This is a genomic window from Pareuzebyella sediminis, assembly GCF_008367235.1.
Taxonomy (GTDB): Bacteria; Bacteroidota; Bacteroidia; order Flavobacteriales; family Flavobacteriaceae; genus Pareuzebyella; species Pareuzebyella sediminis.
Genome location: NZ_VTZS01000006.1, coordinates 14,756 through 33,823, shown reverse-complemented (window position 1 = coordinate 33,823; position 19,068 = coordinate 14,756). Strand labels below are relative to the sequence as shown.

Sequence of the window (19,068 nt, the reverse complement as noted above, 5' to 3'; positions counted from 1 at the left end):
TTCTATAGAAAATTGATGATGTCTTACGGGACGTTCCTGATCGTAGAAATACATTTGGGCCTTATGACGATGGACAAATCAAGGTCTCGTTTGTTGATTCTATGTAAAGTTGAAAGTCCTGGCTGATGCATGGCGGTCAAAATATGATGTATTTTAATCAAGAATGAAGAAAAAAAGCTAAGCTCTTACGAATATCTTTGAAACCCTATATGCTTTATAAATATAAAAAAATGAATATCATGAGGTTGATTAGGATATGGGTCATAGTGGCCTTTGTTGTAGTACAGGCTTGTAAGAGCACCCAACGGTCTCCCGCACTTTCAGAAACGCTGAGCGAATTTCAAAATCCCGATGATGGCATTGTTTTGGTGGCCGCTCATAGGGGGGCTCACCATGGTAATTTTGAAAATTCGATTGCCGCGACACAAAAAGGTATTGACATCGGAGTCGACATTATCGAAGCCGATGTACGAACGACAAAAGATGGAAAGCTCATACTCATGCACGACTCGAGCATTGATCGCACCACCACAGGTTCGGGCAAGGTCGAGGAAATGAACTTGGCCGATATTCGAAAGTACCACCTAAAAAATCAGAAGGGGGAGATAAGTACTGAAACCATACCGACCTTTGAAGAATTTTTAAAGGTCGCCAAAGGAAAGATTATGATCGATATTGATATGAAAACCGATAATGTAAAGGGTATTGTTGCCGCCTTGAAAAAAACAGGTACCATGGATCAGGTCTTTTATTTTGACAATGATTATGAGCAGTTAGATCGGGTAAAACAATTTCATCCGAAAGCGAAAATCATGCCCAGGGCGTATTCTTTTCAGATGGCAGATTCTGCAATCACCCGATTTTCTCCTCCCGTCGTTCACATTGATGATGAATTCTACACGAAGGAACTGACCGATTTTTTAGTGCGTCACGACGCGCGCATATGGATTAATACACTGGGCGACCTCGATGAGGAAATTCGTCGAGGAAATGGGCAGAAAGTACTCGGGGTAGTACTTCAACACGATGCCAATATCATTCAGACCGATGAGCCCGAGCAATTGCTGGCGCTTCTCAAAGAAAATGGCTATAGGAATTCGAAATGACATGGCCCTTACCTAGGAATGTATACTACTTCAGCGCAATAATCATCCCTCATTCCTGACATCTATTTGTAAAAAGTTCTTTGCCGAATGATACGTGTGTAGCAACGATAATACGAGGTGTACATGCAGGTCTATTTAGCTAGTTATGTACTTTCTTATTTATTGATGTCTGGAGGTTAAAGTCTTTTGATGGGGAAATCCTTATCTTTAATTTTCTTAAAAAAGTCAGCAAAAGCTTAGTAGTGATAGGGCCTAGGGCAAAAAGAAATATATCGAGAATCATTCCCTTTGGAGTGATATGGCTCGTGGTCGGATGGGTTTTTATGTTAAGCGAGCATGCCGTATTGGGTGACCAGTCGAAGTCCCTTGAATCGGCCATAAAGATTTCACCGGTTATTTTTGCCTTTGCAAGTCTGAGCGTTTTTTTGGTCGGCATTTTTGTCGGTGTCGTGGAGGTATTCTTTGTAGCACATCTCTTTCGAAAACTGAACCTGGGCCTGAAAATTTTAGGCAAGTTCATCTTGTACCTTGTATTGATGTCGGTACTCATGTTAGTACTCTATATGTTGGCGGCAAGCATTGAATTGAAAACCTCAGTGTTTGATAGCGCTGTCTGGGACCGTTATGTACTTTTCTTTTTCAGTATAACCCATTTAAGTACGGCAGTTCAACTGGCATTTCAATTACTTCTTTCGCTGTTGTACGCCGAAATTAGTGATAATCTGGGGCAGCATGTGCTCTATAATTTCTTCACGGGCAAGTATCATACACCAAAAGAAGAACGCCGAATTTTTATGTTCGTTGATATGAAGGCTTCCACAACCATAGCAGAAGATCTGGGACATATTCAATATTTTGAACTTTTAAGGGCCTATTATGCTGATTTTTCCGATGCCATCGTGCTCCATTCTGGCGAAGTGTATCAATATGTAGGCGATGAGATCGTCATTACCTGGGAATTTCCTAAGGGCATCGAAAAGAATAATTGTGTGCGTTGTTTCTTTGCCATGAAAGAGCAGCTACATAAAAAATCGGAAGGGTACATTTCAAAATTTGGTGTAGCGCCCGAGTTTAAAGCTGCGATTCACTGTGGATCCGTGACTACGGGAGAGATTGGGGCATTGAAAAAGGAAATTATTTTTACGGGCGATGTACTGAATACGACGGCAAGAATTCAGTCACTTTGCAATGAAAAAGGGGTAGATCTTCTGGTTTCTTTGGATTTGATGGAACAGCTGTCATTCACATCGGACTACGAAATTACTTTTATGGGAGACCATGCCCTTACGGGTAAAACAAGGCATATGGAACTGTTTACCCTTGCCCCATCTGTTTAGGCGAGCGATGAAACTCTAGCAAGATCCTCAGAGTCGCTTTATATCATTCGAACATCAGAAGACGAACCGGGAAGGAGCTGGGGCTTTAAAATAGATTGGTAATTTGTTTATTTCCAGAGTGTTGTCGTCCTGCTCAATTAATGGGTGTTCGAATTAGATGCCTTTTTTCCCATTTTATTGCCCCTATTACAAGATGGCCGGTCTTATGGCTATCATGCTTGCCGAATGACAAAAAAATTAGGTACGTAAATTACGAAGTGTTTTACAATTTGACAGCCTCATAGCCATATGCTAGAGCTTCCGTTTAAGGTGATATCTTCATTCTAATAACGGATACATATGCGCTTCAAAGTCCCGTACAAAAGAACGGCCTAAAAAAGCTTCATACTTCATTAGCCTGTGTCTAATTTCCTTACCTCCGCGAAAAACCTCGACACGGCACATCGTCCGGTCTCCGTCGAACCGATTGTAGCACTCGACCTTGACCCAACAGAATCCATGATCTCTAAGTCTGAATTTTAAAAGTTTTTCAAGCATCTTTTCCTGCCTGTAAAGGTTCAATTTCTCGTAATCGGTCATATTCAATATCGCTTTTCTTTTGCGTTTCGCTACCTTCTATACTCTCACCCGTATCCAACCATTTTCGGGAAGGTCGTAATTATCGACCTGCATAATCCCCTCAACACCCTTTTGCGGATAGCGGTATTTAAGCATGGTGCGATGTTGATCGGTTTCCAGATAAAATTGGTTCATCTGTCTTGGCTTGTTCAGTTTTTTGTTGCGACAGTTATGGCTAAGTGTGGCTTCCCCAATCTGTATCAACAGGTGTTTTATAGCAAACCTGTCGTTGTTCCTAAATACAATATTTCTGACCATAGTGACAACAATTATGGATATAATCCATTTATATGGATATAATCCAAATATAATAAACATGGATGATTATCGAAAAATTTTAACTTTTTTCAGTACATTGAAGTACCATTTTCGACGCACTAAAGGATGGGAAACTTAGGGATGTACAAGGACGACATGTCCGTACCTCTTTGAAAACAAATCGAATACCTCTAGGATCAAGTTTTGGAACACCGGAATACCTGAATCTATCGGAGAGCTGAAGAATGGTATTAATGAGGATAGGGCCGATTAAACCTTGTATGCCATGGGTACACGAAATTGGGTATTCTATGATTTACGGAAATATGCCATCGTTTAATGGTGTACCCTTCGATCGCATGGAAGACATTTTAGTATGCTCAAGGTTGGTAAATGTCCGGTCAAGATAAAACTCGTCCCTAATGCCTATATTTAATGATGTACTATGCGGAATTTCAGTGAATACCGCAGCAAGTTGAAATCTTTTCGTTATGAAAAACCAAAACAGATCGGTATCGCGACGTAAATTCTTGGGTTCAATGACGGCAGCGGCATTCGCGGCCCCCTTTGTAGCAAATTCCTCCGTGGGTTTTGCATCACCAAAGAGCAAATTGAAACATGCCTGTATAGGGGTTGGGGGAATGGGATGGCACGACCTTCAGAAATTTATGGAACATCCCGATGTAGAGATCGTAGCACTTTGTGATGTAGATGCGAACAACTTGCAAAGGTCAGCGGAAGCCCTTCCCGATGCCCGAACGTATTCTGATTGGCGTGAGCTCCTTGAACAGGAGCGCGATAGAATTGACTCGGTGAATGTGACGGTGCCCGACCATAACCATTTTGCCATTGCCTATCGGGCCATACAAGACGGAAAGCACGTGTACTGTCAAAAGCCTATGTGCCATGATGTGGCGGAGGTGCGAAAGCTGACCGAAGCGTCGATAGAGGCAGGGGTAATTACACAACTTGGTACGCAGCATGCTTCGGGCAAAGGTGATCGCTCGGCGGTACAACTGATCAAGAATGGCGCGATAGGAAAGGTCAAGCATGTGTACCTCTGCTCTAATCGCCCGTCGGCCATTGAGACCTACAGGTTGCCCGGCCCGCGCCCGCGTCAAGGACAGGATGTTCCCTCCCATTTGAACTGGGACCTTTGGATAGGGACCGCACCGATGCGCCCCTATGCCCCCGATATCTATCATCCGACCATATGGAGGTCGTGGCAGGATTTCGGAACGGGATGGTCCGGAGATATCGGATGCCATATATTTGACGCCGTGTGGAAAGGCCTCGATTTGAAAGCGCCAAAGTCCGTCGTGGCCAAGGTACAGGAGTCTTGGCAAGAATCTGCTGCACGAAACGGCGATACCTGGCCGCAAGGAGACCATATCACTTGGATGTTCCCCGGCAACGAGCTTACCGAATCGGATGTGCTGCCCGTAGAATGGTTCGATGGGGAGTTTTATCCTCCGTGGGAGATACAGGCCTTGTTTCCCGAGCAGCCGTATCCGGCAGAATCGGCCATGCTCATAGGAACCGAAGGGGCACTGCTTATACCGCATAAAGAAATGCCTGTGCTCTTACCGGAAGACAAATACACAGATTACAGCCCCCCCAAATTAGAGGACCGAAATCACTACCACCATTTCGCAGATGCCTGTCTGGGTAGTGAAAAAACAGAATCACATTTTGCGCAATCCGGTCCTATGACAGAAGCCATCCTATTAGGTACGGTGGCGATACGAGTGCCCGACACGGTCCTTGAATGGGATGCGGTCAACATGCGATTTCCCCATCATCCTGAGGCCAACAAATACCTCCGTCGAAATTATCGCAAAAATTGGGGCGTGGCCGGGTTTTAATGGAACGATGGTCTTAAAAAATAGGATGGATCGAAAAGGGGACTGTAACAGGGTTACTAGCCAAGGTTTTCAACCGCAAACGACAGATTGAATATATTCAAATATATGGAGTGGAAAGGCAGGGATTACCAAAAGTCATTCCACAGTAGGGGGAAGCAAAATCACGTAAATTATAAGAAAAGACGAAAGACCTGATCATCTCCCGGTAACCTATGCCGTTACGAAAGAAAAGATGGTCGCCTTTACCAGAGCGCACCTCGTTCCTTTATCGGTGAATGGAAACATACCATGATACCTCTTTTCTCCTTGCTATATAAATGGCGATGGAGTAACTGCTACAACCAGCTTCCAGCCCTCTGCTCAAGCGGATACGTGACATAACGTAAGCTAAGAGCAAATTACCCCGGTAATTTATACTCCCAATAGCGCACTTAGAGCGCTACAGGGCTGCGTCCTTCGGCCAAGGTAACTGTCGCCCGAATTTTATAGGAAGGCGGATATCCACTTTATCGTTTCAGGTTTTGCTATCTTTCCGTAGAAATCACCAAACCGCCTTTAGCCGTTCGTTGGGCGGACCAAAAAAAGGAGAGTAAAACATTTAAAATGAAGAGTTTAGTAGTAATGGCAGTTGGGGCACTAACTTTTTTTGCTTGTAATCGAACAAATACCTCATTAAAAAATAGGGTACCCCAAGAAGAAATGGAGAGAATTTACAATGAGGTGAACACACCTTTTAAATACGGTGTCGTATTTCAACATCCCGATACTACCAAAAGGATTGACAGTCCAACGATCTTTCGTGAGAATGATATCTGGTACATGACTTATATTATTTTTGATGGACAAGGTTACGAAACCTGGTTGGCGAAAAGTGAGGATTTACTCCACTGGGAATCGAAAGGAAAAATATTGTCATTTACTGAAAATACATGGGACGCCAATCAAAAGGCAGGCTATGTTTCATTGGTAGACATTAATTGGGGAGGCGATTATTTTGTGGAAAAATACAAGAATAAATACTGGATGACTTACTTGGGAGGAAATACGATTGGATACGAAGCAGGTACCTTGAAAATTGGCCTGGCCAACGCTACAACTTTAACCGATGCAAAGGAATGGAATACAGAGTTTGCTCCGCTTTTAACGCCCGATGATCAGGATGCAAGGAAGTTCGAAAATAAAACCATTTATAAAAGCTTGGTTATTCGCGATAGCCTAAAACACACTGGTCATCCTTTTGTGATGTATTATAATGCCAAAGGTGAAGGCGATTACGAAAGTATTGCTATGGCCGTGTCTGATGATATGCTCACCTGGAAACGATTTGGAGAAGAACCTGTGATTACACGAAAAGAAGGTATTTGCGGGGATGCTCAAATTGCAAAGATAGGTGATATATACGTGATGTTTTATTTTGGGGCTTTCTGGAAACCCGGAGCTTTTGAACGCTTTGCCTGCTCATATGATTTAATAAACTGGACGGATTGGGATGGAGAAGACTTAGTAGCACCTTCTGAAAATTTTGATAGCAAATACGCACATAAGCCTTGGGTACTTAAATGGAAGGGTGTTGTCTACCACTTTTATAATGCCGTAGGTAATAGTGGTAGAGTAATTGCATTAGCAACATCAAAAGATTTAATAAAATGAATGGCCATATCAAAGTATAAATTTGACAGCGGGTTCGGGGGGAGTGGCACCGTTGGATTAACAACCAATTATCATTTGCTATAAGACGTATAACCGTATGTATATCCGCTACTAACACTAAACTTACACGTGCCGTAAGTGATAATCTGATAAGACTAAAATGAGAGTAGTAATCATTGGAGGAACCGGTCATATTGGAACTTATCTGGTTCCAAGACTCGTGGAGGCCGGCCATAGTGTGGTCTGTGTAAGCCGCCGACAAACTCGTCCTTATATCGATCATGAAATTTGGAAATCCGTGGAGTATGTGACCATTGATCGAACGAAAGCTGAGGAAAATGGGGATTTCGGTTCTCAAATGGCCGCCCTCAATGTGGAGATACTAATTGACTTGATTTGCTTCACACCTCAAAGCGCGAAGCAACTCGTAGAAGCAGTAAAGGGCAGGGTGAAACATGTGATTCATTGTGGCACGATGTGGGTGCATGGTCACAGTACACAAGTACCGACTACCGAAAACCAAATACGAAATCCCTTTGGGTCATATGGCATTAATAAGGCGAATATTGAAGCTTATCTACATGCCATTCATCAAGAATGCGGGTTTCCTGTTACGATATTGCATCCTGGCCATATTACGGGACCTGGCTGGTTGCCTATTAATCCGGTTGGAAACCTAAACCCGGAAGTATTTGTAAAGTTGACTAAGGGAGAAGAAATAATTTTACCTAATCTAGGCATGGAAACCGTTCATCATGTGCATGCCGATGATGTAGCGCAGGCATTTATGAGGGCCATTGCACACAGAGAAAATGCCCTCGGAGAGAGTTTTCACGTACTTTCTGAACAAGCCCTGACGTTGAGAGGCTATGCGGAAGAAATGGCAAAGCTGTTCGGGCAAGAACCTAAATTAAAGTTTTTACCTTGGAAAGATTGGAAAAAAGAGGTCCATAGAAGGGATGCGGAATTGACTTGGGATCACATAGCCCATAGTGCTTGTGGAAGCATAGCAAAAGCAAAGAAGGTATTGAATTATCGACCAAAATATAGCTCGTTACAAGCGGTTCATGAGGCCATTTCGAAGTACTTCGAGCAGCAGGGAATAACAATATAACCGCTAACACGGGCATAGCCAATACTTAGAAAAAATGATAGTTAGGAAAATCATTACAGTACTAATTCTAATATGGACTACCACCTATCTGAAAGGTCAAAATGCCGATGATACGCAAAATGTTAACACCATTCTATTCGAAATAACCCACCAAAATTCCGATAAGACCTCGTACCTTTTTGGAACCCATCATGCCTTCGGGAAATGATTTTTTGACGCCTTACCCAAAGCCAACCAAGCCTTGGCGTCCTGTGATGTATTGATTAAGGAAAACCTGAACATTCCCGGCAAAATGGCTGAGGATATTATCAATCGAAGGGCCACAAGAACCAGGTGGGATAGATATCTCAGCAAAAACGACTTGAGCTTCATTAAAAACCTCTTCGCTACAAGCCCCACCGATTATAACAAGATGACACCGACCGAGATGTATGTTTTTCTGAACAGACATTTCAAACAACAGGTCTGCTTGGTCAAAAGTGCGAACGATACCTCCCTTTCCTTGGATGATTATATCAGTTCCAAAGCCATGGAACAAGATATCGCACGCTATGGGCTTGAAACGACCGAAGCGCAAATCGCCCTGATTAATAAAGATGTGGAGGGCATGCCCCGAAAAAGTCATAAAAGGAGACTTGCGAACATTATTTATAAAATACGCAGTGGAAATTCAAGGTATTGTGAAGAAACAGATTGGTATGCCAATATGGAAATCGACTATAAGTTCAAGGAACCTTGTAACAATGCACTTGTGCTCACCGACAGAAACAGGCAATGGATGGTTAATCTTCGCAAAAAGCTAGTATCGAATAACCGCTTTATTGCCGTTGGATTAAGTCATTTAATGTATGAATGTGGATTGATACCCCAATTAAAGGAACTTGGGTATACCATTACGCCAATACCGCTAAAGTAACAAGTGGTGCAACCCGATGTAAAGTGACATCAAAACCCACCCTACACGATACGGTATGGGGTATTGGAAAGCGACCTTAAAAATTTAAGACAGATAATAAGGGCAGCGGGATGTATTGGAAATATTTAAAATCAGGCGGACCACGTTGTAAGCTCCCTCCTAAGCCACTATTACGATGTAAAGATCAACACCGACTTCAATGAAACAGAATCACCTTTTTGAGGTGAATACTATTTCGGCAATAGAAGCAAATAATTTCAACCCTGGTGAAAGAATTACATCACGAAACAAATTAAGAATGACATCCCAAATCTTAGAAGATAAAATTTTTGTATAATGGGGGAGTTTTGGGAAGAAGCATGTAAGCACAAAAAAGAAATGCGGGGTTCGGAACCTACAAGATCAACTCTTTTGACAAATGACTTCTTTGTAAAAAAAGAAGGTGCGTAACACTCTAAAACCGGTCAATTTGAGGGGATATCCATGTATGTTACAGCGATATCAACCAATGGTGTTGCTTATTGCAAAAACGGCGAACTATTATTTAAAAGTTCAATGACTTGAAACACATATACTAAAAATTTCATGTACAATTAAAAGACTATATAAATGACATATAAGAATTCTACATTTAAGGCCTTTCGTGTTGAAGAGGAAAATGGCAGCTACATAGGTTCAGTAAAAGAAATGGAATTTAGTCCTTTAGACAAAGAGGAAATACTGGTGAAAGTGCACTACAGTTCATTAAATTATAAGGATGCATTGTCGGCTTCCGGAAATAAAGGGGTTACAAGAAGTTATCCCCATACCCCTGGTATTGATGCTGTTGGAATAATAGAAAAATCGAACGACCCAACGCTAAAAGTAGGGGAGAAGGTAATAGTCACCAGCTATGATTTAGGAATGAATACAGACGGAGGGTTTGCTGAATATATTAAAGTACCTTCTCAATGGGCCGTTAAATTACCTGAGAATTTGTCAATGAAAGAAGCCATGGTGTATGGAACAGCTGGGTTAACAGCGGGCATGTCGGTTTTAAGGCTGACTGAATTGATAAAACCGGAGGATGGGAAAATAGCGGTTTCAGGAGCGACAGGTGGAGTTGGTTCATTAAGTGTTGCAATATTGAGCAAATTAGGATACCATGTAGCCGCGATAACTGGGAAGGAAACTGAACAAGATTATTTGATAAACCTTGGTGCACAAGAAATTATAGTGCGCAGCGAGATTGAAAAATTAGATAAAAAACCCTTGTTGAAGCCTTTATTTGCGGGAGCCATAGACACTGTTGGCGGAGAAATACTTGAAAACATTATTAAGTCAACCGCTTCAATGGGTGTAGTCACTTGTTGTGGTAATGTAGCATCGCCCAAACTTGACCTAACCGTTTTCCCTTTTATCCTGAGAGGGGTTGCACTAATTGGAATTGATTCTCAAAACTACCCGATGAAATATAGGGCCATGGTATGGGAAATGCTATCGGATAAATGGAAACCAAAACAATTAGAAGATACGTGCTTCGAAATTACACTTGAAGAGGTGCAGCAAAAAATCGCCTTGATGCGCGAAGGTCAACTAAAAGGAAGGACTATTTTGAAAGTAACAGCATAAATACGTACCCGTCGGACTGCCGTTGTCCACAATGTCGAGCTTACTTCCCCAAGGCGACGCATAGCAAGTAGCGTACCGGCAGCGATTATAAGGGAAAGGGCGATAATAGCGAAGCTGAAGAACGGCAAAAGCACAGCCCCAATTTAAGAGTTGCAGAAAACCGTAAGTACTCTGCCCTAAAACCCCTATATTTAGACTTGCCCCACCTCATTGTGTAGAACTTTTCTATACCTGCTTTTTTTAATTGGGCGCCCCCCAGTATCATTAAAGCGGCAATGTCGCTCGGGGATGACGAAAAGGCGGATAATCATTGTTTAACGACTTGATTGGAGGGTATGAATATGCATTTTACAGCGATATAAACAAGGTGGTGGTCCTTAAAAAATAAAAAGATGGAAAAGGAATATAAAAATATTGGCTTCATTTTTTTGGTATTCATTCCGCTGACTTTCTTAGGGTTTTACAAAACCTATTTTGTTTTATCTCCTGAATTTGTGGGTACTGTTGATGGGTATACACATATCCATGCATTTACAGCTTCATTATGGATTACCCTTTTTATTGCACAACCTCTGTTGATTAGGTCCGGGAATTTCAGTCTCCATCGGACACTTGGTAAGATTTCATATTTCGTATTCTTTGCATTAATTCTGTCTTTTATTCCCCAAATGATAAAAGAATATGGGAAAGGGCTTTTTCCATTAAACGCCAGTTTTGACATTGCCCTCTTGCTGTTATTTTACATGCTTGCTGTAATCCACAAAAAAGATGTGGCATTACATATGAGATATATGATAGCTATTGCTTTAATTTTTGTGGGTCCAACTTTAGGAAGAATCATTTTCTTTGTATTGGAATTAGAACATTTAGGTCCTTTTAAAATCCCATATGTAGTAGTCATATCAATTCTTGTGGGTTTGATTTTTTGGGATAAAAAAAATAAAAGAAAATATAAGCCCTATTTGGTCGCCTTAACCGCATTCAGTATTTACCTGGTTTCACTTTATACGATAGATGTCAACTTGAACGTATAAACTAATAAAAAGACCCACCGATATCAGCCATCGCAAAAGGGGGTAAATTACTGAATAAGGAAGGGGTTACAAATACACAGGTTTACGGTCGACCCACAAGTAAGTAATTTTGGAGATTTCATACTACGCTTGTCTAAACCGTTGCCCCACCATTGAACCCCTACTTCTCCAAACTCAAAATAGTAAGCAGAACACCTTCCGGTTAACGGCAAAATAACAGGCTCGTTTTTTGGTTACAGAAAATAGTAAGTTCTCCGCCCTAAAACTGAAGGCTTAAGTACCTTTGAAAAACTCTAAATATGGTACTTTCATAAGATCAAAATGAGGGTAGGGACAGACTGATGTTAGCGGCAATTTGAAGCTAAACGAACACCATGAAATTAAATCAAATGACAAACTTGAAACATCTTTTGCTAATACCATTTGTCGTTTCTTTTTTAGGATGCCTAAACCATAACAAAGGGAATGAGCAAAAAATGCAATCTGAAAGTACAAGAACCGTCCAAGAAAAGACATTCATTGAATTAGGTGGCGAAAAACAATATGTAGAAATGACGGGAGCTTCTGATGGGTTACCGGTGCTACTTTTTCTACATGGCGGACCGGGCTGGCCTCAGACACCACATCTAAGATATTTTAATACTGATTTAACCAAAGAAATAATTTTAGTTTCTTGGGATCAATCTGGATGTGGCCAATCTTATATGCATAGTCCCAATCCGAAAAACTTAGGTCCTGAAAGTTTGGTCAATGATGCACATGAGTTGACACAATATCTAAAAAAGAAATTCAACACAGAAAAAATATTTCTGGTTGGTTTTTCTTATGGCAGTGTTATTGGAATGAAATTAGCCGAAAAATACCCTGATGATTATTATGCCTATATTGGGGTTTCGCAGGTGATAAGTGTAGCGGAAAGCTGGGACGTTTCCATGCAATGGTTAAAAGAGCAAGCTCAAAAAAGGAATGAGAAAGCAGTATTGAAGAAGTTAGATTTAATTGAAAAAAAGGATAGTACGGTTTGTGCTACAATTTTGGATTGTTTTATGAGCAAATACGAACTTGTTGTCAAATATGGAGGTACGGTGTACGATAAGAATCTCGCAAAAGAAATTGAGAAAGCAGAATCAATGTATGAGGATTATAAAGACTATGACTGGTTCGAAGCATTTAACTACACATCGGCACGAATGGATGGCGTTGCTTTTAGAACAGACATTTCACATATCAAAGAATTAAAAGTACCTGTTTATTTTATGGGTGGTCGCCATGACTGGAACTTACCCAGTATAGTGGCTGAAAACCATTTAAACAAAATGACAGCTCCAATAAAGAAATTCATTTGGTTTGAAAAATCAGGACATGAAGTACCAGATGAAGAGGCCGAAAGATTTAATCAAACCATCATTGAAATCGTGAAAGAAAAAGCCACTAGCAAAGGCTAAAATCAAGCAGTCGGACCGTGCTGTTTTGAAGGGTAGTACAACTTAAACTTTATCACAGGTTGATAATGAAGTGCTCCAAAAGGCCCGCCAGCTATTAGCGAAACAGTTACCAAAAAAAAGCTAATGAAACATATAGCACTTATATTACTTTTCATGTGTCTAGGCTGTAAAACCGAACCGAAGGCCAAAACAGAATACCAAATGGGTTCCGAAACGGACCTAGAAAAACAAGGGGAGCACGAAAGTGGCTTGCACCCCTCTGTTTCCCAAATTTGGAACGACTATATCGCGGTCAATCCTGAATTCAAAGATAAGGCAGTACCTGAATCCGATTTTTTCCATAACAATCGGGCAGATGCCGATCGATTGGCCCGTTTGACGTTGACGGGCAAAAAGAAAGCTTCTTCGGGCCTGTACCGTTTGTACAAACATTATAACGTAGCGCTACCCACCGTTGGAGCCCAACAAATAGTAACCGATTTTGACGGCAAAGCCATGACCATTATCGAAAATGTGAGCGTGGACACCGTTCCCTTTCATAAAATTTCTGAGAAATATGCCGCATGGGATATGGGCATGGATGTCAATCCTCTCGAGCGATGGAGAAAAGCGCACTGGGCATTTTTTAAGGACGCTTTACAGGAAATAGGCGAACAGCCTACCCAGGAGATGCCCGTAGTGTGCGTACGATTTAAAACCGTCTGGCCGAAGAATACGAAGGTCAACCGGGGCGATAGCAAATAGGGCGCAAAGCGTACCATCTAAGTGCTTGTTATTTTTGCTCACACCGACGAACGTTTTGATGGGGTGTTGCATCAAAAAAGGCAAATACAGCCATGCGCTTGGCACGAAAAACGGGCCAATGTAAGAGATTGCTCCAAAAAATGAACTATTTTTAGCAAGGACACTGCCATCCATACTAACCAAACCCTACCGATATGAAAAACAACATTCTAGTTTTTGCAAGCCTTTGTGTACTTCTGGCGTCTTGTACCACAAAGACCGAACAAGCGGATCAAACCCTATACTATAATGGCGATATCGTTACCATGGCAGGTGATGACCCCCAATATGTGGAGGCCTTGGTCGAAGAAAACGGAAAAATTTCATTTATAGGCACGAAGGAAGAAGCGGAGAAAAACTATGAAATGGCCCAAAAGATCGATCTTCAAGGGCGTACTATGCTTCCGGGGTTTATCGATGGCCATGCCCACTTTGACAGTTTTGCGTCCCAGGCGATCGGTGCGCAGATCTTACCGCCACCAGATGCGGGCGCCAAGGATATCCCGACGCTGATCACGATATTAAAAGAATGGAATACCCCGGAAAACAGGGCCTTAACAGGATGGATATTCGGAGCGGGCTTCGATGATTCGGTACTGGAGGAAAACCGGTTTCCTACCAAACATGATCTGAATAAAGTAAGTACCGAATTCCCCATAATGATCATCCACATTTCGGGTCACTTTGCCGTGGTCAATTCCAAAGGATTGGACCTATTGGGTATAGATGCCCAAACGGAAGACCCTGAAGGGGGTATTATTCGTCGGGAAGCCAACAACGAACCGAACGGGGTGTTGGAGGAACTGGCGGCGTTTCCGTATTATCCCGAGGCCCTTACCCCAGCCAGTCCTGAAGCCGCACTGCAATTCTTTGACGCCGGCCAAAAAATGGCATTGTCGTATGGCTATACCACCGCCCAAGAAGGACGCACGATGCAAAATCATGAGGGCTTGGTCAAAAACGCAGAAGCAGGTCGATTACAATTAGATGTCGTCAGCTATATCGACTATATGTTTGCAGATAAGTACATGGATGCAAAATGGACGGGTAAGAAGTATACCGATCACTACCGTATCGGGGGAATGAAAATTACCCTTGATGGGTCTCCACAGGGAAGAACGGCATGGCGTACGCAACCCTATATACTTCCTCCAGACGGTGCCGGATCGGACTACAAAGGATATCCGGCCATCCCCGAAGATAGTGTGGTGACGTCGTTGTACAAGAAAGCTTTTAGAAATAATTGGCAGGTCTTGACACATGCCAATGGCGATGCGGCGATCGACCAAATGATACGTGGCATGACATCTGCCGCGGAAGAATTAGGGAATGACGATCGTAGAAATGTGCTCATTCATGGGCAGTACATTCGCAAAGACCAGCTCGATACGTTCAAGGAACTGAACGTGATTGCCTCCCTTTTTCCACTCCACGCCTTTTATTGGGGAGACTGGCACAAGCAAATCATCGGTGATAGTTTGGGAGACTTTATCAGCCCGACCAGAACCGCTTTGAATAAAGGGTTACGGCTCACCATTCATACGGACGCCCCTGTGGCCCTGCCCAATTTGATGCGCATGGTCGGCATTTCCGTCGAACGAAAGTCCCGTTCGGGACAGGTAATCGGGGCAGATCAGAAATTAACACCCTATGAGGCGCTGAAATGCATTACGGAATGGTCGGCCTATCAACATTTCGAAGAAGATACCAAAGGAACGCTTGAAGTAGGCAAATTGGCCGACTTGGTCGTACTGGATAAAAATCCGCTAAAAGTTTCCGAGGAAGACATAAAGAATATTGTCGTGTTGGAAACCTACAAAGAAGGAAAACAAATTTATAGAAAATAAGGGCGGTCACACGTCTCGTCGTTCGTGTTGCACCATCGTGCTATCGATCAGCATTGAAAAAGGGTACCCTCAAGGGTGAAATAGCAATCTGATTTTGCTCAAAAGCGCGGATCAATCGACTTTTGGAAGACAAGTGCAAGTATCGTGCCTAGGGTAGTAAACCTCCCATACCTACGGGCCTAAATCAAAAAATCCAACCTATTTTCATGAGCTGGATTTTATCGTAAAGTGACCTGGCTGGGGCTCGAACCCAGGACCCTCTCCTTAAAAGGGAGATGCTCTACCAACTGAGCTACCAGGTCAAAAAATCAAAGCAGAACTTTTGTTCTTTGCGGCTGCAAATATAAGGTCAATAATTAATTTTACAAGTCGTTTGTGAGAGAAATTTTCTTTTTCTTTGAAATCGAAAAGAAACCACATTCTTTTTTATAAAATTTGATACCATGAAAATTGTGCTGTTGGGGTATATGGGAAGCGGTAAAACCACTGTAGGCAAGGAGGTTGCAAAACGAATGGAACTTGCTTTTCTAGATTTGGACGCGTATATCGAAAGCTCGGAAAAAATGTCGATTCCGGAAATTTTCAATCAGAAGGGGGAGCTTTACTTTCGTAAAAAGGAACACCAGTACCTGCAAGAGGTACTTCGGGAAGAAGATAATATAATTCTGTCTACCGGTGGGGGAACACCCTGTTATGTCCATAATCTTGACACCATTTATGAACATACCGATACCGTAGTGTACGTAAAGGTATCTATAGAGGAATTGGTGCGGCGTTTAGCGAAGGAAAAAGCGGAGCGACCTTTGATTCGACAAATTGCCGATACCGATTTGCCCGAATTTATAAGGAAACATCTTTTTGAACGCGCTTTTTACTATAACCAAGCAAGGTATGTGGTAGTAGCAGATGGCAAAAGTCCACAGATTATAGCCGAGGAAATCGAAAAGATGCTAGACTAAAAAAACGATGTCGTTGGCGGGTTGAAATTTTACTTGAATATGCTCTTGTAAAGAGGTAGAGAGTGAAATACCCTTATAATCGGCCTTCACCGGGTACTTTTTGTGGTTTCGATTGACCAAAACCGCTGTTTTTAATTGTTTTAAGGGGGTTTTCAAAAAATGATGGACCCCATAGATCAAAGTCGTACCCGAGTTCAGTACGTCATCGACCAATACTACGGATTTATTGCTATAGGCTTCCTCCGAAATCGAGGTTTGCACCCCACTTTTCAAAGGATCTGATTTGTCCATGCTAATTTTACAGAGGGTTATCCGGGCCTCTGTAATCTGGCGCAATACGGTTTGGATTTTCTTGGCAAATTTCAGTCCGCCTCCATCGATGCCCGCAATAATGATTTCATCTTCGGTGACGTTGGCTTCATATATTTGATAGGCAATCCGCCGTATCGTGTGCTGAATTTGCTCATGTGATAAAATCGTGTTTTCCATACCGCTCAATTTGCAGACCAAAGATAGTAAACTAAGGCCTATAGATGTATATGGTCCATTGAATCATCGTCATCCAAATAATCGTCAATATCCCTTCGGTCTTTTTTGGTAGGCCGCCCCGTTCCTTTTTTACGGTAATGCGCTTTGGCATGTTGCAATAGGGCATTGTGCTCATAGGCCTCTTTCGGGGTGGTATCCTTGCGATATAAATCAACCAATTTTGCCCCCACACGGCTTTCTGGAATATCGATGACGGTAAGTTCAAGGTTTATTTGGTTTTTGCGCACCACGATCCTGTCCATCGGATAAACCTCCCTTGAAGGTTTGACCGTTTGATCATTTATTTTGACTTGTCCTTTTTTACACGCCGTAGAGGCTATATTCCGCGTTTTGAAGTATCGGGTGCTCCATAGGTATTTATCGATACGCATAACTATTTAAAATCTTTGTTAAGGGCTTCCACAAAAATAGGGGAAAATTGTATCTTGCCGCCTCTAAAACAGATTTGATGATAGTGAACCGAATAGTGCTTTCCCTTTTTATTGTTGGCTTGCTCTGGTCCTGTAACAACGACGACAATAGCGCTCCGGCACCAGATCCACCAAGACCGTTGGGTGAAGTACTGGCAGAAGACGAGGCTAAGATTCAGGAATATTTGAAAACGCATTTCTATAATTATGCGGAATTTCAAGACCCCCCGGAAGATTTTGACTATCAGATCAGGGTTCAGGAGATCCCTGAAGGCAATACAGATACCATTCCCCTAATAGATCAGATCGAATCGGTCGAAATAAAGGTGCCTTCAAGTCATTATTTGATCGATGGCCCGGCAGAGACGGTTACCCATAAACTGTATTATTTAAAGGCCAGGGAAGGGCTCGGTGAAAGTATGACGGTGGCAGATTCGGCTTTTGTACAGTATAGAGGGAATTTATTGACCGGTGAGATTTTCGATGAAAACAATGCAGACGCTCCGGTGTGGTTCGACTTGGCGATTTTGCAGGCTCCTGCAACGTCGAACATTTCTGGAACAGCGGCCCGTGGTTTTGCCGAGGGCGTCAGCCTTTTCAAAGGGGGGGATGAGGTCATTGTCAATGAGGATGGAACCTACTCCGTTGAAAATTATGGCATCGGATTATTTATTTTTCCATCGGGTCTCGGCTATTACAATTTGGCCCGTAGTACCATCCCTTCGTACAGCCCCTTGGTTTTTAGTATCGATCTTTTTGCCGTGAACCAAGCGGATCACGATGGAGACGGTATCCCTTCCATCAAGGAAGATACCAATGGAGACGGCTACTTGTTCAACGACGATGCCGATAATGATGGGTTACCCGATTATTTAGATGCAGAAACGAACTAATAGTACTATACAAACAGACCATAAAAAAAGCCCCTTTCTAGGGGCTTTTTTTATGCTGTCTTTAGCTATAAAAAGACTTATAATTTCAACGACAAGCTTACAATTAGCTGATCAGGTCTGGCGTCGATTCTGCTAGGGCCGCCTAAACCATTCGTGGAAACAAAGGTAGCCTCATTTTCCGTAAAACCTCTTTCATAACGAATATCGACCCCAAATCTTCCAAAATCGAGACCTGCGCCGATATTGGCCCCTATGGTAAAATCATTTTCAATGGAGTCAATTGTAATTCCTTCAAATTCCGTATCCAGTATATACTGAAAGGCCGGACCTGCAAACAAGTGAAGAGGGCCAATGATTCGTGCCCCTAATAATATGGGAGCATCGATTTTACTGATATCAAATTTATCGCCTTGATAATCAGATTTTGTCTTGGAGTAGATCAGTTCGGGCCTTATGTAAAGCCGACTTATGGCGAGCTGACCGAATAGACCAAGATGATAGCCTACATTTCTGTCGGGCTCCCTGGCCGCGTCACCGATGGATTCAAAATAATCACCGTTGGCGCTGTAGTTAAGGCCTCCTTTAATACCGATTCCTGATTTTTTCTGTGAAAATGCGGTGATGCTAAGCAAAGCAAAGACCGCTGTAAGCAGTGTTTTTTTCATGTTCTCGT

Annotated in this window: 17 protein-coding genes, 1 tRNA gene and 1 pseudogene; 14 read left to right on the top strand and 5 right to left on the bottom strand. The window is 42.4% G+C overall.

The annotated features are described in order from the left end of the window. Positions 1-239: 239 nt before the first annotated feature. Both F2B13_RS18065 and F2B13_RS18060 read left to right on the top strand, forming a co-directional pair. Positions 240-1,106: a glycerophosphodiester phosphodiesterase family protein gene (locus F2B13_RS18065; protein ID WP_198439762.1), complete on the top strand. Its 867-nt coding sequence runs from the start codon at positions 240-242 to the stop codon at positions 1,104-1,106. Positions 1,107-1,348: 242 nt separating this feature from the next. After that, entirely contained in the window at positions 1,349-2,443 is a 1,095-nt protein-coding gene (locus tag F2B13_RS18060; protein WP_232622964.1) for an adenylate/guanylate cyclase domain-containing protein, read from the top strand. A gap of 615 nt (positions 2,444-3,058) precedes the next feature. Here the strand turns inward: F2B13_RS18060 and F2B13_RS18055 are convergent. Beyond that, positions 3,059-3,319, bottom strand: coding sequence for a hypothetical protein (locus tag F2B13_RS18055; protein ID WP_149275342.1), 261 nt, complete (start codon positions 3,317-3,319; stop codon positions 3,059-3,061). 491 nt (positions 3,320-3,810) lie between these two features. Between F2B13_RS18055 and F2B13_RS18050 the strand changes: the two genes are divergently transcribed. The 10 genes and pseudogenes from F2B13_RS18050 to F2B13_RS18010 all read left to right on the top strand — a co-directional run bounded on the left by F2B13_RS18050 (position 3,811) and on the right by F2B13_RS18010 (position 15,584). Continuing rightward, complete coding sequence (locus F2B13_RS18050) at positions 3,811-5,184, top strand: Gfo/Idh/MocA family protein (RefSeq protein WP_149275343.1); 1,374 nt, start codon at positions 3,811-3,813, stop codon at positions 5,182-5,184. Positions 5,185-5,787: 603 nt separating this feature from the next. Continuing rightward, positions 5,788-6,834 carry a glycoside hydrolase family protein gene (locus tag F2B13_RS18045; protein WP_149275344.1) on the top strand — a complete coding sequence of 349 codons (1,047 nt, stop codon included), beginning with the start codon at positions 5,788-5,790 and terminating at the stop codon, positions 6,832-6,834. Positions 6,835-6,994: 160 nt separating this feature from the next. Next, complete coding sequence (locus tag F2B13_RS18040) at positions 6,995-7,948, top strand: NAD-dependent epimerase/dehydratase family protein (RefSeq protein WP_149275345.1); 954 nt, start codon at positions 6,995-6,997, stop codon at positions 7,946-7,948. A gap of 34 nt (positions 7,949-7,982) precedes the next feature. Beyond that, complete coding sequence (locus F2B13_RS20540; RefSeq protein ID WP_198439763.1) at positions 7,983-8,156, top strand: hypothetical protein; 174 nt, start codon at positions 7,983-7,985, stop codon at positions 8,154-8,156. A gap of 27 nt (positions 8,157-8,183) precedes the next feature. Next, positions 8,184-8,864, top strand: a pseudogene (locus tag F2B13_RS18035) (TraB/GumN family protein); the annotation flags it as partial. A gap of 609 nt (positions 8,865-9,473) precedes the next feature. Beyond that, the gene (locus F2B13_RS18030; RefSeq protein WP_149275346.1) at positions 9,474-10,475 is read left to right on the top strand and encodes a YhdH/YhfP family quinone oxidoreductase; all 1,002 of its coding nucleotides are present in this window, start codon (positions 9,474-9,476) and stop codon (positions 10,473-10,475) included. 392 nt (positions 10,476-10,867) lie between these two features. After that, a complete protein-coding gene (locus tag F2B13_RS18025) occupies positions 10,868-11,509 on the top strand; it encodes a hypothetical protein (RefSeq protein WP_149275347.1) in 642 nt (213 codons plus the stop codon). A 374-nt stretch (positions 11,510-11,883) separates the two neighbouring features. Further along, entirely contained in the window at positions 11,884-12,954 is a 1,071-nt protein-coding gene (locus tag F2B13_RS18020; protein WP_149304795.1) for an alpha/beta fold hydrolase, read from the top strand. Positions 12,955-13,077: 123 nt separating this feature from the next. Then, the gene (locus F2B13_RS18015) at positions 13,078-13,698 is read left to right on the top strand and encodes an ASCH domain-containing protein (protein ID WP_149275349.1); all 621 of its coding nucleotides are present in this window, start codon (positions 13,078-13,080) and stop codon (positions 13,696-13,698) included. Between the two features lie 194 nt (positions 13,699-13,892). Continuing rightward, a complete protein-coding gene (locus F2B13_RS18010; protein ID WP_149275350.1) occupies positions 13,893-15,584 on the top strand; it encodes an amidohydrolase in 1,692 nt (563 codons plus the stop codon). Between the two features lie 229 nt (positions 15,585-15,813). On the opposite strand, the gene F2B13_RS18005 is transcribed toward F2B13_RS18010, so the two are convergent. Further along, a tRNA-Lys gene (locus F2B13_RS18005) sits at positions 15,814-15,886 on the bottom strand. Between the two features lie 141 nt (positions 15,887-16,027). On the opposite strand from F2B13_RS18005, the gene F2B13_RS18000 reads away from it, so the two are divergent. Continuing rightward, positions 16,028-16,543 carry a shikimate kinase gene (locus F2B13_RS18000; protein ID WP_149275351.1) on the top strand — a complete coding sequence of 172 codons (516 nt, stop codon included), beginning with the start codon at positions 16,028-16,030 and terminating at the stop codon, positions 16,541-16,543. On the opposite strand, the gene F2B13_RS17995 is transcribed toward F2B13_RS18000, so the two are convergent. Further along, a complete protein-coding gene (locus F2B13_RS17995; RefSeq protein ID WP_149275352.1) occupies positions 16,535-17,032 on the bottom strand; it encodes a phosphoribosyltransferase family protein in 498 nt (165 codons plus the stop codon). The two genes, F2B13_RS18000 and F2B13_RS17995, sit on opposite strands and share 9 nt — an antisense overlap. Positions 17,033-17,070: 38 nt before the next feature. Further along, a complete protein-coding gene (locus F2B13_RS17990) occupies positions 17,071-17,463 on the bottom strand; it encodes an RNA-binding S4 domain-containing protein (RefSeq protein ID WP_149275353.1) in 393 nt (130 codons plus the stop codon). Positions 17,464-17,540: 77 nt separating this feature from the next. Here F2B13_RS17990 and F2B13_RS17985 point away from each other — a divergent pair, with 77 nt between their 5' ends. Further along, positions 17,541-18,395 carry an FKBP-type peptidyl-prolyl cis-trans isomerase gene (locus F2B13_RS17985; RefSeq protein WP_149275354.1) on the top strand — a complete coding sequence of 285 codons (855 nt, stop codon included), beginning with the start codon at positions 17,541-17,543 and terminating at the stop codon, positions 18,393-18,395. Positions 18,396-18,472: 77 nt separating this feature from the next. Here the strand turns inward: F2B13_RS17985 and F2B13_RS17980 are convergent, their stop codons facing one another. Beyond that, complete coding sequence (locus F2B13_RS17980; protein WP_149275355.1) at positions 18,473-19,060, bottom strand: outer membrane beta-barrel protein; 588 nt, start codon at positions 19,058-19,060, stop codon at positions 18,473-18,475. Positions 19,061-19,068 lie beyond the last annotated feature (8 nt).

Coding starts and splice junctions, on each gene's coding strand:
- F2B13_RS17995 (WP_149275352.1), bottom strand. CDS start 17,032: ATGGAAAACACGATTTTATCACATGAGCAAATTCAGCACACGATACGG.
- F2B13_RS20540 (WP_198439763.1), top strand. CDS start 7,983: ATGATAGTTAGGAAAATCATTACAGTACTAATTCTAATATGGACTACC.
- F2B13_RS17985 (WP_149275354.1), top strand. CDS start 17,541: ATGATAGTGAACCGAATAGTGCTTTCCCTTTTTATTGTTGGCTTGCTC.
- F2B13_RS17990 (WP_149275353.1), bottom strand. CDS start 17,463: ATGCGTATCGATAAATACCTATGGAGCACCCGATACTTCAAAACGCGG.
- F2B13_RS18030 (WP_149275346.1), top strand. CDS start 9,474: ATGACATATAAGAATTCTACATTTAAGGCCTTTCGTGTTGAAGAGGAA.
- F2B13_RS18000 (WP_149275351.1), top strand. CDS start 16,028: ATGAAAATTGTGCTGTTGGGGTATATGGGAAGCGGTAAAACCACTGTA.
- F2B13_RS18065 (WP_198439762.1), top strand. CDS start 240: ATGAGGTTGATTAGGATATGGGTCATAGTGGCCTTTGTTGTAGTACAG.
- F2B13_RS18045 (WP_149275344.1), top strand. CDS start 5,788: ATGAAGAGTTTAGTAGTAATGGCAGTTGGGGCACTAACTTTTTTTGCT.
- F2B13_RS17980 (WP_149275355.1), bottom strand. CDS start 19,060: ATGAAAAAAACACTGCTTACAGCGGTCTTTGCTTTGCTTAGCATCACC.
- F2B13_RS18040 (WP_149275345.1), top strand. CDS start 6,995: ATGAGAGTAGTAATCATTGGAGGAACCGGTCATATTGGAACTTATCTG.
- F2B13_RS18050 (WP_149275343.1), top strand. CDS start 3,811: ATGAAAAACCAAAACAGATCGGTATCGCGACGTAAATTCTTGGGTTCA.
- F2B13_RS18055 (WP_149275342.1), bottom strand. CDS start 3,319: ATGGTCAGAAATATTGTATTTAGGAACAACGACAGGTTTGCTATAAAA.
- F2B13_RS18025 (WP_149275347.1), top strand. CDS start 10,868: ATGGAAAAGGAATATAAAAATATTGGCTTCATTTTTTTGGTATTCATT.
- F2B13_RS18020 (WP_149304795.1), top strand. CDS start 11,884: ATGAAATTAAATCAAATGACAAACTTGAAACATCTTTTGCTAATACCA.
- F2B13_RS18015 (WP_149275349.1), top strand. CDS start 13,078: ATGAAACATATAGCACTTATATTACTTTTCATGTGTCTAGGCTGTAAA.
- F2B13_RS18010 (WP_149275350.1), top strand. CDS start 13,893: ATGAAAAACAACATTCTAGTTTTTGCAAGCCTTTGTGTACTTCTGGCG.